The sequence below is a fragment of the Erythrobacter sp. genome (assembly GCF_024305245.1).
Taxonomy (GTDB): Bacteria; Pseudomonadota; Alphaproteobacteria; order Sphingomonadales; family Sphingomonadaceae; genus Erythrobacter.
This window is the reverse complement of the sequence record NZ_JAMWYX010000020.1, coordinates 1-13,351: the sequence shown is the minus strand read 5'-3', so window position 1 is coordinate 13,351 and position 13,351 is coordinate 1. Positions and strand designations below refer to the sequence as shown.

At 58.2% G+C, this 13,351-nt stretch carries 17 protein-coding genes; 12 read left to right on the top strand and 5 right to left on the bottom strand.

Features of this window, described 5'->3' with window-relative positions; genetic code table 11:
- Positions 1 to 65 precede the first annotated feature (65 nt).
- On the top strand, positions 66 to 689 hold the full coding sequence (locus Q0L48_RS16530) for a ParB N-terminal domain-containing protein (protein ID WP_296722788.1): 624 nt from the start codon (positions 66 to 68) through the stop codon (positions 687 to 689).
- A gap of 541 nt (positions 690 to 1,230) precedes the next feature.
- Complete coding sequence (locus tag Q0L48_RS16525; protein ID WP_296722786.1) at positions 1,231 to 1,668, top strand: hypothetical protein; 438 nt, start codon at positions 1,231 to 1,233, stop codon at positions 1,666 to 1,668.
- A 55-nt stretch (positions 1,669 to 1,723) separates the two neighbouring features.
- On the opposite strand, the gene Q0L48_RS16520 is transcribed toward Q0L48_RS16525, so the two are convergent.
- Positions 1,724 to 2,236, bottom strand: a complete 513-nt coding sequence (locus Q0L48_RS16520; protein WP_296722785.1) for a hypothetical protein — start codon at positions 2,234 to 2,236, stop codon at positions 1,724 to 1,726.
- Between the two features lie 610 nt (positions 2,237 to 2,846).
- Here Q0L48_RS16520 and Q0L48_RS16515 point away from each other — a divergent pair.
- Positions 2,847 to 3,269, top strand: a complete 423-nt coding sequence (locus Q0L48_RS16515) for a PilZ domain-containing protein (protein WP_296722783.1) — start codon at positions 2,847 to 2,849, stop codon at positions 3,267 to 3,269.
- A gap of 225 nt (positions 3,270 to 3,494) precedes the next feature.
- Positions 3,495 to 4,763, top strand: a complete 1,269-nt coding sequence (locus Q0L48_RS16510; RefSeq protein ID WP_296722782.1) for an HD domain-containing phosphohydrolase — start codon at positions 3,495 to 3,497, stop codon at positions 4,761 to 4,763.
- 630 nt (positions 4,764 to 5,393) lie between these two features.
- On the opposite strand, the gene Q0L48_RS16505 is transcribed toward Q0L48_RS16510, so the two are convergent.
- Positions 5,394 to 5,882 carry a winged helix DNA-binding protein gene (locus tag Q0L48_RS16505; RefSeq protein ID WP_296722780.1) on the bottom strand — a complete coding sequence of 163 codons (489 nt, stop codon included), beginning with the start codon at positions 5,880 to 5,882 and terminating at the stop codon, positions 5,394 to 5,396.
- Between the two features lie 526 nt (positions 5,883 to 6,408).
- Between Q0L48_RS16505 and Q0L48_RS16500 the strand changes: the two genes are divergently transcribed.
- Genes Q0L48_RS16500 through Q0L48_RS16475 form a run of 6 tightly spaced genes read left to right on the top strand, consistent with a single transcriptional unit; the run spans position 6,409 to position 9,004 of the window.
- Positions 6,409 to 6,579, top strand: a complete 171-nt coding sequence (locus Q0L48_RS16500; RefSeq protein ID WP_296722778.1) for a hypothetical protein — start codon at positions 6,409 to 6,411, stop codon at positions 6,577 to 6,579.
- Positions 6,580 to 6,622: 43 nt separating this feature from the next.
- Complete coding sequence (locus Q0L48_RS16495; RefSeq protein WP_296722775.1) at positions 6,623 to 7,132, top strand: LuxR C-terminal-related transcriptional regulator; 510 nt, start codon at positions 6,623 to 6,625, stop codon at positions 7,130 to 7,132.
- A 33-nt stretch (positions 7,133 to 7,165) separates the two neighbouring features.
- Positions 7,166 to 7,495, top strand: coding sequence for a hypothetical protein (locus Q0L48_RS16490; RefSeq protein WP_296722773.1), 330 nt, complete (start codon positions 7,166 to 7,168; stop codon positions 7,493 to 7,495).
- A gap of 38 nt (positions 7,496 to 7,533) precedes the next feature.
- The gene (locus tag Q0L48_RS16485) at positions 7,534 to 7,974 is read left to right on the top strand and encodes a hypothetical protein (RefSeq protein WP_296722772.1); all 441 of its coding nucleotides are present in this window, start codon (positions 7,534 to 7,536) and stop codon (positions 7,972 to 7,974) included.
- A 50-nt stretch (positions 7,975 to 8,024) separates the two neighbouring features.
- Positions 8,025 to 8,552: a JAB domain-containing protein gene (locus Q0L48_RS16480; protein WP_296722770.1), complete on the top strand. Its 528-nt coding sequence runs from the start codon at positions 8,025 to 8,027 to the stop codon at positions 8,550 to 8,552.
- The gene (locus tag Q0L48_RS16475; RefSeq protein WP_296722768.1) at positions 8,549 to 9,004 is read left to right on the top strand and encodes a hypothetical protein; all 456 of its coding nucleotides are present in this window, start codon (positions 8,549 to 8,551) and stop codon (positions 9,002 to 9,004) included. Before Q0L48_RS16480 ends, Q0L48_RS16475 begins: the two co-directional genes overlap by 4 nt.
- Positions 9,005 to 9,366: 362 nt before the next feature.
- Here Q0L48_RS16475 and Q0L48_RS16470 read toward each other — a convergent pair whose 3' ends face one another.
- Complete coding sequence (locus Q0L48_RS16470) at positions 9,367 to 9,540, bottom strand: hypothetical protein (protein WP_296722767.1); 174 nt, start codon at positions 9,538 to 9,540, stop codon at positions 9,367 to 9,369.
- Positions 9,541 to 9,806: 266 nt separating this feature from the next.
- Between Q0L48_RS16470 and Q0L48_RS16465 the strand changes: the two genes are divergently transcribed.
- A complete protein-coding gene (locus Q0L48_RS16465; RefSeq protein WP_296722765.1) occupies positions 9,807 to 10,457 on the top strand; it encodes a LuxR C-terminal-related transcriptional regulator in 651 nt (216 codons plus the stop codon).
- Positions 10,458 to 10,649: 192 nt separating this feature from the next.
- On the opposite strand, the gene Q0L48_RS16460 is transcribed toward Q0L48_RS16465, so the two are convergent.
- Together Q0L48_RS16460 and Q0L48_RS16455 are read right to left on the bottom strand one after the other, a co-directional pair.
- Complete coding sequence (locus tag Q0L48_RS16460) at positions 10,650 to 11,045, bottom strand: PilZ domain-containing protein (protein ID WP_296722764.1); 396 nt, start codon at positions 11,043 to 11,045, stop codon at positions 10,650 to 10,652.
- Positions 11,046 to 12,586: 1,541 nt separating this feature from the next.
- Positions 12,587 to 12,826 carry a LysR family transcriptional regulator gene (locus tag Q0L48_RS16455; RefSeq protein WP_296722762.1) on the bottom strand — a complete coding sequence of 80 codons (240 nt, stop codon included), beginning with the start codon at positions 12,824 to 12,826 and terminating at the stop codon, positions 12,587 to 12,589.
- A gap of 251 nt (positions 12,827 to 13,077) precedes the next feature.
- Between Q0L48_RS16455 and Q0L48_RS16450 the strand changes: the two genes are divergently transcribed.
- The coding region (locus Q0L48_RS16450; RefSeq protein WP_296722761.1) for a sugar phosphate nucleotidyltransferase at positions 13,078 to 13,351 on the top strand (274 nt) is incomplete at its 3' end.

Genomic DNA, 13,351 nt, shown 5'->3' with positions numbered 1-13,351 from the left:
ATGGGAATTCTCCTTCGAACTTGTCTCGATAAGGTGGCCCCGCACCCACCGTCCCGCGACGGCGGGTGCGGGGCCACCTTATCGAGACAAGTTCGAAGGAGAATTCCCATGCAGATGACCATATCCCGCTCGGCCAGCTTTCGGTTGCCGCCATCAACATGCGGCGCGGGCGCAAGGTGCCCGATGTCAGCGACATCCTGCCATCAATCAAGGCGCGCGGCGTGCTGTCGCCGCTGTTCGTTCGGCCCGCTGCCTGCCCCGCCCGGGAGGAGGGCGCGCCCCATCACTTCGAAATTCTCGCGGGCAGGCGCCGCTATTTTGCCAGTCTTGAAGCCGCGCGCGCGCTTTCCGAAGAGCGCTGCCTGTCCTGCATCGTGATCGGTACGGGGGATGATGCCGAGGCGCTCGAAATCTCGATGATCGAGAACCTGCTGCGCGAAGACCCCGACGAGGTCACCCAGTGGGAAAGCTTCACCCGGCTGGTGCCAGAAGGGCGCAGGCTCGAGGATATTGCCGCAACCGTTGCGCTCACCGATCCGAAGGTGACCCGCATGGCGCCGCGACCAGCCCGCGCAGCGCAGAATACCCCTTGCCGACGGAGAGCCGCCCGGACACGGGGCGGTTCGAGAAATCCCGCTCCATGTGGGAACAGGGCTGAAGCCTCCATACTGTGTCAAGATCAAGCCTGACGGCCCGAATGGGTGTTCGTGGGTTGTTTTATTCAGTGGGCCCTGTTGCTCTTCGCTCCTGCCGGCGTCGGTCAAGCTGCGACCTCCGCTCCGCGAGTCTCCGATCTTCACCATCGAAGGGAAGCTGCGCCTTCCTCCGATCCTCCTGCCGACGGTCAGAATAAGATTTCATACTACTCTCCCCAATCCGTAGGTGAAGATACCACTGAGGACTTTACATCCGGTAAAAGCACTTCCGAACACTTTCGGTGACCAGATAAAGACTTCACTTTATCGTGGCTGAGAATGTCTGGTGTCGGGCAGGCTTCTGATCGGCGGGTCTTGGGGAACGACCCGGGACAGCCGCTATTGGCGGCCTGAGTTGGGCACCACCTCGTCATCTGTCGGTCGACCTGGCCTTTTGTTCATCTACCGCCCGCTCCAGTGCGCTGGCAACTCCATCCGCGCAAACCCCCACGCAGCCCACGTTATCCGCCGCCCTAACGTGAGGCTTTCCTGCCTACACCGCGCGCGCTAATGCGTGCAGTGGCAAGGGGGCAAAATGGATAGCGACCAATTCGATGAGGTAGTGCTCGCGCTAGGGCACGCGGTCTTTGCGGCGCAGCTATTTGAGATGAACCTTGCAACGCTGCTGGTCGCCCTCAACGTGGCAAAGGGGGCCAGCAGCAAATTTGCGGACGAGGCGGCGGTGCGTGCATGGCTCGATCACGTCAACACGCTGCCTGTTGGCCAACGCAAGAAACAGATCAGCGACATTGATCTGTTACCCAAGGCAAAGGTCGATGCCATTGCAGAATTACACCATTTGCGGATCGAGATCGTTCACCACTTTGCGAACAAGTGGGCGGAACGGCTCGATAGCGACGAGGAGAGACGCCAGGCAATTGAGCACCTCGATGCAAGTTGCATGCTCTTTTTGGCGGAGGCTCAAACGTTACAGACAGGCCTTGCGCGAATGAGCGATGCGAATATCGCCTGATCGCACCGAAGGCCAGGCCGCAATCGCCACAGGCTTGCGGGCAGGCTCGGCGCCTTCACTCGGCCACCAGCCAAAGCCCTGCCCCAAGCAGCGCCCACGCCATGGCTGCGGTGCCCGCGACAAGCCTTGCGCTGGTGGCGAAAGGCATCCTCCCGTCGACATCATCGTCTGCGCCATTCTGACCCTTGTCCAGAGCAAGAGGGCCGATGTCGCCCGCATCGACCAGTTCCACGGCAGCCGGCCAAGTGGTGAGGTTTGGTGATAGCATTCTATCCAATTCGGGCGGGCTGAGAGGCTCGGAAAACCGGGCGCCGTGATAATTGCCGCTGTTCCAGACGATCTTGCAAACCTTGCAAACGCCATCGGGCAATTCGACGACGATGCAGGTGCCGACAGGTAAGGCCTGATCAGTCCGGATCAGGAAGCCCGAGGCCGACACGTCGAGGACGTTGAGCGGCCTTCCGCCCAGTCTGGCGTCAAGCCAGCGCGCTCCGAAGCAAACCCGCCACCGCTCGTCACGCCGACGCTCGATCGGATTCTCGCGGAACAGGATAGCAGGAATCGACATCGTGGCTCACTCTATGGTGTGACCATAATCGGGATCCGGCTGTTCAAGAGGTCTGAAGGAGGCTCTGCGGGAATCCCTGGGTGCGAACCGGCCGATCGCTCGGCAAGTCTTCGACCTTCCGGCAGCTGCCGACCCGAATGTGGTCTCTAATGGGTCAAGATCTGGCTGCTCGGTCCTGAGCGGATGATACCTTTGGGTGCCCCTTGGCGATCGATACTGTCTTGCGCTGGCAACAAGCCGGGACGCTGTTGCCCTCACGGCGGATAGAGCTTGGGCCGATTTGGTTATTGGATTGCCGATTGAGGTGGTTCGATAGGCTAAGGCTGAATGACGGGATCGGCTTAAAGCGCACTGCTGTCACCGTGGCACACAAACTTGCCGTCTTTACGCATGCCATGCAGAAATCTCGGGAGTTATCTGGCCGAAAGATCGTTGCTTTCCGCATAAGAGTTTCGTCGGCAAATAGCCTGAGAGCCAACCTGCCGCCTCATCGAATCGCCAATCGCGTGATCGTCTGCTCGTCCAGTTCACCAGCATCCACCCTCAAGGCTCCGGTTACCCTGCATTTACCAATACCCCGTAGGCTCGCACGGGCGAAAGGAGCGGACGAGTGACAGTTTTCGGGCGAAGAAGATCTGCTCTTGCACCGCGTGAAAAGCGCAGGGCCGAGCGCGCAAAAGCCAATGCGCCGGCCTTTGTTGAAACGCCGGCATCGCGCGACACGGTGACGGTGGTCGATTTCTCCGCAACCGGCGCGCGGGTCATAGGCTCCTCGCCGCCCCCTTCACGTCAGGATGTCTGGCTCAATGTAAATGGCTTGGCGCTCTTCGGGACGATTGTCTGGCGCAAGGACAATAGTTTCGGAGTGAGGTTCGAACCGAGCATGAATGAGTGCGACCCGTCAGAACTAAGTGAGGCGATACAGAAAGCTGAGTTTTATGCCGGGGCATTCGACCGGGAAGCGGTTTTGCAGGGTATATTGATGAATGTTGTCAATACTAGCAGTGATGAAGAAGCGGCGGATGAAAGATAATTAATTCGATCCTGATGATCATTTCAGGGTTGGCTGTGAAAGGTAGGTTTTCGATTGCAGCTGATGCGTGCCTCGCTCGGTTATGAACCCATACACGGGCGCGCCGGTGCCGTTTCTCCCATCGGTCGCCGTGGGGATGGGGGTTTTTACATATGCTTGTGAAGTCCATCGAAAACGAGACGTTGACGCAAAGATCACATTACTGGCGATGAGTGGGGCCGCATCATGTTGAAGCATATTGAGCTTTCGGACCTCGAACTCGGCATGTTCGTCCACAAGATGGAGGGAGGCTGGTTCGACCATCCGTTCTGGAAGTCCAATTTCCTGATCCAGGAGCAGAAACAACTGCAGCTGCTTGTACAGAGCAAGTTGCGGGGCGTGGTTATAGATACATCCAAGGGAAAGGATGTGCCTGCATCCACTCCCAAGGCGCGCGCACCCGCTCGTCAGCCCGGCGCGATCGAGGCAACACGGATTGCAGCGATCAGCAAGCGGAGCAAGCACGAGGCGGACTCCTCGAGGCCGGTCAGCATCGCGCAAGAGCTTAACGCCGCGCAGGCGATCGCGAACAAGGCAAAGGAAAATCTGCACCGGACGTTTATGGCCGCGCGCTTGGGCAAAGCCATGAACGTGAAAACAGTCGAGCCGATCGTAAGTGATATCCTCGCGTCTGTGCGGCGTAACCCCCAAGCCTTCAGCGGCCTGATGCGCTGCAAACTGAAGAACGAGTTGATGTTCCGTCATGCGCTATCGGTCAGTGCCCTTATGGTTTCGCTGGCCCGCAAGATGAAATTGCCGTCTCAGGAAGTGCATGAGTGCGGCCTGGCGGGTCTCTTGCTAGACATCGGGGTCAATTATCTGCCGCAGACCCTCGATCCGCCGAACGGGGACTTTCGCAGTGTAGACCCCAAAATCTGGCAGCAGCACGTGATGTTGGGGTACCGAGGGCTGGTCAATGACAATGATCTGCCGCAACCTGTGATCGACGCCGTCCTGCAGCACCACGAGCGGATGGATGGCAGCGGTTTTCCCAAGAGCCTTGAAGGGCAGGAAATTTCGACTGTCGCGCGCATGGCGGCGATCTGCGATACCTTCGATTTCATGTTGTCCCAGACTAGTACTGTGGCGGCTTGTGATCCGGCGTCGGCCGTTCAACAGATGAAGGCGATGTCCGGCGCGTTCGATGACGAGCTCTTGCGTGAATTCATCGAGTCGGTGGGCCTGTATCCGGTTGGTTCCTTCGTCAGGCTGCATAGTGAAAAACTGGCGATGGTCATCGACGAGGATCACAAGGACCATACCAAGCCGATCGTCCAGGCGTTCTACTCTTATGCCACTGGCGAGCAGATCAAGCCTCATCGCATCGCGCTCGCGCGCGGCGCGGAGACGGATCATATCCTTTCGGTCGCTGATCTGTCGGAGCTCGGATTGCCCGAAGAAGCCCATTTGCGCGAGATGATCTTCCTCAGTACTTACAAAAACATGCCAGGATAGCAGCTGTGTGGCCGCTGGCCCTTGTGCCTGCGAATGCGCGCAGCTGAAGGGCTGGACCGCTTTGGCTCCGGGGACGCGACCGGCCAGCACGGATCTTCATATGGTCGACCTTCTTGCCTCGATAGGCGCTCAAGCTGAAATGCATGGTGCGATCAATTGGCTTCACAAACCGGCTGCAAGCAAAGCGCAGCCAGCGCCACCAGCCAGGCCAGCTTCTTGGTGCGTTCTCGTGCCAACGATGTATCGCTTATTTGAAGGTCCAAAATGTGCTATTCTCATTATAGATAATCGAAAGGCAAGAGGTCCGATGTTCCTGATCCGGCGGGGAAAGAAGGTCGCTCGAGAGCTTGTGCGACCAAATTTCGATTGAGCAACGGGCCATTGGTTATCCGTAACCGGGAAAAGTGCGTAGCTGCCCCAGATTGGACTTTGGTCACGTAGTCGAAACACATACGGTGTCAGGAGAGTGAATGGCTTCTTCGATAATCAATCAGCTCTGTTCGATCAGGGACGTGCTGGAGGAGAAGGAGGAGCCGATTTGCGCGGCCCATCTCCAGCTGGTAATCGACACGCTCTCCACACGCGATGCGATCACGCAACAGGTGTCTGACATTGTTCAGAAAGCGCAGCTTAGAGATGCGCCTCCAGAGCCTTGAGTACCTTGACCGTGGCCGCATCTGTCAGCGTGATTTCAATTCTGCGGCGATCACGGCTGTCTCCTTCACGCTGGAGCAATCCCATATTCTCGAGTGCCTGCAGCCAACGGAGCGCTGTCGTTGCAGGGCAAGCGGCTCCGATCGAAGCGCTTGTCACAGAAATGGCGCGACCTGCAATTTTTGCCTTGTAGAGGTCGAGCATGATATCCCACGCCGGGCTGACAGAAAAACCGGGCATGCCGAAGATCTCGTCGACCTTACGCCGCGCTGAGTAAATCTTCCCGGCTAACGCCAGCAGCGTGGATTCCGACGGGACGATCTGCATCTCCTGATCGGACATGCTGCGAAGTTCGATCGCCAAAGCTTCCATCCGGTCGGCGATGGCCTGCCGATTTTCGTGCTGACCTACGGACGCGGCGGCAGGGGTGATCGTACGATTGGGCTCGATGGGTTCCGATATCAACGACGCCTCCTTGGGACCTAAGGGAAGATACGTTTGGCATTCAAACTGACTTGACAGTGAGCTTGTCTTTTTCTTGCGTTAGTCCAAGTGTGATTCGACGCGTATCCGTATTTTTGCGTAATCACCACTTTTTTGAGTCTTGACCATCCGGTCCGTGGTCGCCGGCTGGTCTGCCTTCAGCGCGACGCGACGCCTTTTTACCACTTTTCAACAATTTTTCCCGGCTCCAGTAACGTCTGCACCATGATCAGCGAAGGCGGACGGGGATTCACGGCGGTGTCACGAGTACTCCGCCAGTCTCGGCAGTGCTCCCGAATCATAAAATTTCCAAAACACGTAATTATATTTGTGGGGGCAGCATGACTCCGCGTGAATTCACGGTCCATTTCGTTCCAGATAGGGACAGCGAGGGAGCAATTACGGTCGTGTGGCATGCAGAAACTACGCACACCCCGGCGCCAGGTTTTTATCATATTGCTTCGGCGGACAAAGAGAGATTATTAGCGCCCAAGGATTATTGTAGAAGATGAACCACTCAAAGCTTCCAAAGGAGAAGGGCGCGCTCGATCGTGCGATATCGCTTGCCGAAGCGGCGCTTGATGGGTGCGACGAGGCTGGTTTCATCTACGCTGCAATCGATATCTCTTCTGCGATTGACAAGCTGAAGGCGCTGCGGCTGGACCAGACCTCTGAGTAAGTCTGCGTTGCAGGCGCAAGCGTGAAGGCCTAAACCTGCGCCCATGGTGCCACGAGATGCCTTTGCTGTGTTTGATTCGCTTACGGACAAGCAGCACAAGACATTGCGGCTCGCCGCCAGACATCTCACATCCAAACAAATTGCGAACGAACTGAACCTTGCGCCTGTCACGATCGATAAACGCATCGAGGGCGTGCGGGCGCGGCTCGGAGCAATCCCGCGGACCGATCTTCTTCGGCTCTACGGACGGTGGTGCGAAGCCTATGATCGAACCATAAATGATCCAGTCATACTAGGCGACCAGCACAAGGAAGCGCCATTCAGCTCTGAGCAACTCTTTGAAGAGCCGCTCTCGTTTCGCGACAGCATCGTTTTCGATGCGCGCGCTTCCTGGGATCGGTCGTCGGAGCGGTTGCGCCCGGGTGTGAACCCTTCTGATCTGGGCATCACCGGCAAATTGCTGGTCATGCTTCTGGGCGCCGTGGCAATCCTGATGGTTGCGGTGCTCTCGTTGGCATTTGCCGAGGGGCTCATGTCGTTGGTCATGAGGTAGTTTTCTCCCGGTTCACAAGCCGAAGGAGAAACCATGTCCCTTACCATCACCGCCGCAACCGCCCGCTTTAATCGTGAGATGATGGCTTCGGAAGCCGCCATTGCAGAAGCTCTCGTCGCTGCCACTTCTCTTATGCACACTGCAGCAATCGCACAGCGCGATTTTCCCGGTGCGCCCGTCCTCCAGAGCCAGTCGGCCCTGCTGCACCTCAACAAGATGCTTGCGTCGCTGATCGAGTCGCGCGGGGAAGCGGCGCGTGTTCATGGACAATTGCGCGACATCGGCCGGGAAATGGGTGCCACTGAAGTGCCATTCTGTCCCGATGCCGAAGCAACTTTGCCGCTTGCAGAGCGCGCCGCATAGCTTGCTGAAACGCCGAGAAGGCGGCATGTTAGCAGGCGATGATCCGTTTTTTGGCTCAGGCACTCCTGCTGACTGCCGTCTTCATCGGCGCATGGCTCGTGGGAGGAAAGCCGGAGAAATATGTCGCAACCATCTACTTCTCGATGCTCGTCATTGGGGCCTTGGAGGCTTTTGCCTTTGAACCCGCCACGCAAGCCGACTACGAAAACCTCCACGAGTTTCGCTTCATCCTCGATCTTGCAGCATTGGCCGGCGTTGTTTTTGTCGCCCTGCACTACGACCGGTGGTGGACGCTGTGGGTAGGATCAGCGCAGTTCGTCGCCGTGACTGCGCATCTGCTGCGTATGCTGGACATGCCGATCCCGGCTCTCGCGTACACGGTGATGGAGCGATGGCCGGTGTGGATTGCCATCGTTCTCACGGCGGTCGGGACCTGCCTACACTATCGGCACCGGAGCGGGACCCGCACAGATACCTGACATCTCTCCTCGCGCCGATTGACGAGGCCCCCGCTGCGCTGGCGTCGCGTTTGCTGTACCGTTTCGGCTCGATTGGCCGGATCGCGCAAGCGTCCGACAATGAGCTGCGGCAGTCGGCGAGCCATGGCGAAGGGTGGGTCGAGGCTTTGCTGATGATCCGCCGCCTTGTGCATGACGGGGTGCGCGAAGAGCTCGTCCGGACACGTCTGGGAGAAGATCGCAGCGCGCTCCTTTCATACCTCCTGATGACGATGAAAAACCTTCCCGAAGAGCGCATGATCGCGATCTTCGCCGATGCCAATTCCTATGTGATCGCCGAGGAAGTCATCGCTGAAGGCGGCGAGTCCCATATCCTGATTACACCGCGCAGAGTCCTCGGCCGCGCGATGAAGCTTGATGCGCGGCGGATCACGCTAGCGCATAACCATCCATCGGGGTGCGCCGAGCCAAGTAGCCTGGATGTGGAGCATACCCTTGTCCTGTGCCGCCAGGCACGCGAATTGGGCATGATGATCGAGGATCATCTGATTATCGGACAGAGCAATGTCGTAAGCATGAAAGACAGGGGGCTGCTTTGACCAACCGGCCTCCCTATGATTCTGACCACCGTGCCGAGCAACTTTACCGCGCCGCTGAAATCAAGGCGGCCTGCGTCAATCCCGACAATGAGCTCCAATCTGCATATTCGGATCCACTCAGCGATAAACGGCTCGTATCACTTGCTGCTCGCGAGCTTGAACGGCGCGCTGTTCGCAGCCGCTATCTTCCCGCTGAGTTCAGTTGCGACGTCGGATGGAGCATTTTGCTCGACATCTTGATTTGCGAATCCCACGCGCAGCCGATCCATGTGGCGGGCAGTGCCTCGCGCTGGAAGATGTCCGAGACAACTGCCGTCCGGCAGATCGCCGGTCTTATTGAGATGGGCCTGATCATACGCGTGGCCGGTCAGAACCTCGGCGATACGGCCATTCTTCGGCTCACGGATCATGGGCGCGAGGTTCTCAAGCAAACCTTGTTGCTGCTCGACTGAACCGGCTGCGGCGGGGCCACGGCGATTAATGCCGAGGGTCAATGCTGGTGCAGGCTCAATTTAGGCAGCATCGCTGCTTTTTCGCGTGCCGGTGCAGCTTGCGCGCCGAGGGCGAGCGCGGCGGTCAGCCTGAAACCACTTTGTGCCATATTCTTCCCCGCGCAAGTGCGGTGCACGGCGGGTATGCCTGCCTCATGATTGGCAGCCGGCCGCCTCCAGCATGCAGGATCGATCTGCCGAACGGCTTGGCACAGAGCCTGCGTGTATTGCGACCATTTTAATGGACCGGGCCGTGGGCATTGATCGGCTATCTCTTGCATTTCGCCCCCCATGCAAGGAAGGGCGCTTTGCTCGCGAACCCATCAGTTCACTGTGAGAGCGTATACGCTCGAATGAGCCTCTTCGCGCAGCAATCCATGCTCATCGGCCATATGGTCAATCAAAGACTGGATGTGGCCCACCGCCACCCAGTCGCGCTTCAGTGCGAGATCACCCTGCAAGGCGTGCAGCCATCCCAATTCTCTCTTTGTCAGCATGTCTGATCCTCATCTCCGCCACCGGGCTTTTGCACCAGTTGGAGGAATTGTCGAGATTGCGCGCCCTTACTCAGAGGACCGAACTAGCGGCCAGAGGCTGAACGAAAGGCCAAGCCCACTTACGCAATTCTCCAAATGCCGAGGCCTTCTGATGTGGCTGTGCAGCTGCGGATGCCCACCAATAATAAGGAAAACTACGCAATCCCTAATTCGCTGTTTACCATGTTTTTGGTGGCAGACATCTTGGCATGGAAAAGGGGAACGTCATGCAAGCCACCGACTTTCAGGCCGAAAAGGCCGCGCTTCATTTCATTGAGGCTGACACGCAGCGCCGCGCGGAGCTGGTGCGGATTGGTTACTCGATCGGCCATCATTGCGAGATCTATTCCGACATGTCGGAACTCGCGGCCCATCCGCCGCGCTCCGGCTTGATCATCATTCGCGATCATAGCGAGACTGGGGGCATTGCCGCGGTGCTTGAGCGCCTTCTTAGCCTTGGGATTTGTCTTCCGGTCGTGGCGATGGATGATCAGCCGACGCCCTCGCAGATTGTACAGGCCATCAAGGATGGCGCGCTGGATTTTCTTGTCCTGCCGCTTGAGGCAGAGCGGCTGACAAGAACAATCGCAAGAGTGATGAAGGAAGCGCACGATGTCGTGGTCAGCCGCGAGCGGATCATGCTTGCCAGAGACCGCTTGTCGAGCCTCTCCGCGCGAGAGCGAGAGGTTCTCGAAGCCTTGACCGAGGGCGACTCGAACAAGGAAATTGCCCGCACCCTTTCCATCAGTCCGCGCACTGTGGAAATTCACCGGGCCAACATGATGAACAAGCTCGGCGCCCGTCATGCTGTCGAAGCCGTGCGCATCAAGCTGGACGCAGGGCACGAATCGTTCATGCGGATCGCTGAGGCGGCGTGAGTCGGTTGCTGTCAGATAGTCATGCGGCCCGGGCGCATGACTATCTGACCCGCCAGCGGCTCATAAGTGGCGGCGATCGATGAGAGGAGCGGCGGCCGGACGCAGCATCGACCCGGTGATCTCGTGCTTGATTGATGCCTTGCCTGACCAGGACACGCGAATCTGGCAGATTTGGCCACTGTCCTGGTTCGTCTAATCGCTGTCAGAACATTTGTTTGGCAGTTCGTCCGGAATCAGTCCCTGCTCGGCCCTCCGCTTTTCGGCCTCGGCCAGCCTCACGATTTCGTCGATAATCGACCAATCGTGATTGCCCAGGGTGTCTTCGAATGTGACACCGAAGGCGCTATCCTTTTGCCAGGCGACGGCACCGAAAAGTGTGTGCCCGCCCATACGGATCTGCACTTCTTGCCCTTCGCGCGGCGGAGTCGAGCCGATCAGGCCCGCGCCGCCAGATGACAAATCGGCCACCGCCGCGTCAACCCGGCAGGCGTTTGTGAGTACGATTGCCGAAGCAGCCGTCGCCGCGCGCTGCGATGTTCGCTTTTCAAGCATGGCTTCAACTGCTTTATTCTGGCCGAGATCTGACATGGTGGGCTCCCCCGCGCTCCAGACCATGTCTAACGCGCGGCAGGTAAACAGAGGGTTATCTGGCGAGCATTGGCCTCGGTCCGCCATTCTGCCCTGCCGTTTGCAGAGCAGAACCTAGCCAAGGAATCCAGCGCGGTTCAAAAATGTTGGCGCCGACCGCGATCAGGCTCCAGAAACGGAAGCTCGCGACGCCCGCGGACAAGCCGCGCGATGGGGCTCTGCGCCCCTGTCACCGCAACCAGACTTGCAAGCGATCAGCCCCGATTTGCTTATCCCAGGGTGCGCGAGCTTCGAAAAAGGGGGTTGGAGGCGTTCGGCACATCCGGAGCGGCAAGCCGTTCGGAAAAGCCTCAACGCCTCCGTACTCCTACTTAGACAATATTAGCTAACTGACAATTAACCAAAGCGATCGAGGTATGCAAAAGCCCCTTGAACTAACCGCGCCAAGTGCGTCTAAAAGGCCGCCGATGCGCTGCTTGGCCCCGCAAGGGGCTCAGCGTCATGTCTCGGCACTGACGGATCAGACGTGCCGCCCGGTGCGGGCTGCACCCGTTCCGGCGCGCCGAGGGTAACCGGAATGTCTCGAGGCGTGGTGAACGGCTGAATATGAGGCTGTGAGCGCTCTGCTATTGCTCTGGCGACGGCAGGACGGATCGGCGATGGCGATGGCAAAGCAAACTCGGCATCGTCTTGAATAACCGGCGCGACGAAGACAGGACGGCGTGTGCGAGTTAAGGCTCAGGATCCATTGGAGTGGTCGGAACATGGCGGAGATGAAGTGTGGGCGCGCCGGTCGTAGCGGGTGTGGATTCGACACCCGTCTTTGAGCTTTCCGGACATGTTCTCGACCTTGTGGCGCTGGCAGGAGCCAAATGGCTGGCCTGTGGGGCTTTCGCCTCACTACAACGAAATCATCGCTGCAACCCCCAAGGCGAATGCCCCCAAAAGGACAACGATAATCAGATCTATTTCCCACCACTTACCGCTTGCGGCATCCCCGCTCTCGATCCCGAGGATTGCCGCAATCTGGCCCCGGACCCAGTAGATGATGCCTCGCTGTCGCATAGGTCGTTCCGTATCTCACCCATTGAGTGCTGACTAGGGCTACCGGCCTGCGTCACTTAGTGCGGCCGCAGCGATTTGCAGGCATGCCGCATCACACTGTTATGGGCTCCGCCGGTTTTTTCGGATGCGCCGACTTGGCCTTTGCGGCAGGAGCATTGCCCACCGGTTCGGCACTTGTGCCAGCATTGATTAACACGCGGCCTATTCAATGACCCTGCCTGTTCAAACCGGACATGACCACTCGCAACAAGGCAAGCCACTAGCCAATATCGCTATTGCCATGGACTCAGCGGGCATGGGATTTCCAGCCATCCCAGTACAACGGCCGGACGAAGATTCGAAACAGGACTTTGACCGGCTCCTGCTTGCTGGAATGGCAAGTCTCGCTCGGGCAAGGGAAGTGAGGCATGCAGGCTAAGCTGCCTGTATCCAGTTCCGATCGGGACTGCCCCCCTATGCGCTTGGGCAGGCCGGTTTTAAATCTGGTGTAATTCCGATCTGCGTTTGTCGCCTGCAAAAATCGGCACGCCAAGGTTGTTCTCGAAGCGTTTGGACATGCGGCTGACATTGGCCACGGACATGCCCAGCGCTTCTGCTGCCTTCGACATCGAGCTGTGGCGTTGCAACGTTACCATGACTTCGATCTGCTTTAGCTTGGTGAAGCTCAGGAAAAGTTCGATAGTCTGCTTGTTTATCATATCAGCAATCTCGCCCAACCCGTTCCTATACATGGTTTCCCATCGCGCCCCGCGAATGACCGGGCGAGCCCATGTCGGTTAAACATCAATCTGGCAATTGATGCTTGCGTTGAGCGCAAATAAGAAAATGGAGTTCGGTCGCCTGTTGGCCATATCGCGGCGATCGACGATTTCGCCAGCCCAAGTCCATAGATTGAGCTCTTTGCGCTGCCCAAGGCGCGGATTTCTGGAAGACGATCAGCAGTCGGGCTTACGGACGGCGACCTTTCATGCCCGGTCTGGAAAACAAAGCAGACCAGAGCTTCGCTGGACCGGCAGGCGCCGCCATCGAAGCCTTGACCTTGCATCGCACAAATGCCAGCGCAGAATGGCTTTTCAATTGTTCCGGGGCGCAAAAGACCATGGTTGATCGACAAAAGGCGCGGCGGGGTATCATCCTTGCCGGAGGGTCGGGCACGCGTCTTTATCCCTTGACGCGCGGCGTTTCCAAGCAGCTGATGCCTGTCTTCGACAAGCCGATGATCTACTACCCGCTCAGCACGC

Excerpts from the sequence above, each read along its gene's own strand:
- Q0L48_RS16495 (WP_296722775.1), top strand. The coding sequence starts at position 6,623 with ATGGTGCCACGAGATGCCTTTGCTGTGTTTGATTCGCTTACGGACAAG.
- Q0L48_RS16460 (WP_296722764.1), bottom strand. The coding sequence starts at position 11,045 with ATGTCAGATCTCGGCCAGAATAAAGCAGTTGAAGCCATGCTTGAAAAG.
- Q0L48_RS16470 (WP_296722767.1), bottom strand. The coding sequence starts at position 9,540 with ATGCTGACAAAGAGAGAATTGGGATGGCTGCACGCCTTGCAGGGTGAT.
- Q0L48_RS16510 (WP_296722782.1), top strand. The coding sequence starts at position 3,495 with ATGTTGAAGCATATTGAGCTTTCGGACCTCGAACTCGGCATGTTCGTC.
- Q0L48_RS16485 (WP_296722772.1), top strand. The coding sequence starts at position 7,534 with ATGATCCGTTTTTTGGCTCAGGCACTCCTGCTGACTGCCGTCTTCATC.
- Q0L48_RS16525 (WP_296722786.1), top strand. The coding sequence starts at position 1,231 with ATGGATAGCGACCAATTCGATGAGGTAGTGCTCGCGCTAGGGCACGCG.
- Q0L48_RS16490 (WP_296722773.1), top strand. The coding sequence starts at position 7,166 with ATGTCCCTTACCATCACCGCCGCAACCGCCCGCTTTAATCGTGAGATG.
- Q0L48_RS16465 (WP_296722765.1), top strand. The coding sequence starts at position 9,807 with ATGCAAGCCACCGACTTTCAGGCCGAAAAGGCCGCGCTTCATTTCATT.
- Q0L48_RS16500 (WP_296722778.1), top strand. The coding sequence starts at position 6,409 with ATGAACCACTCAAAGCTTCCAAAGGAGAAGGGCGCGCTCGATCGTGCG.
- Q0L48_RS16520 (WP_296722785.1), bottom strand. The coding sequence starts at position 2,236 with ATGTCGATTCCTGCTATCCTGTTCCGCGAGAATCCGATCGAGCGTCGG.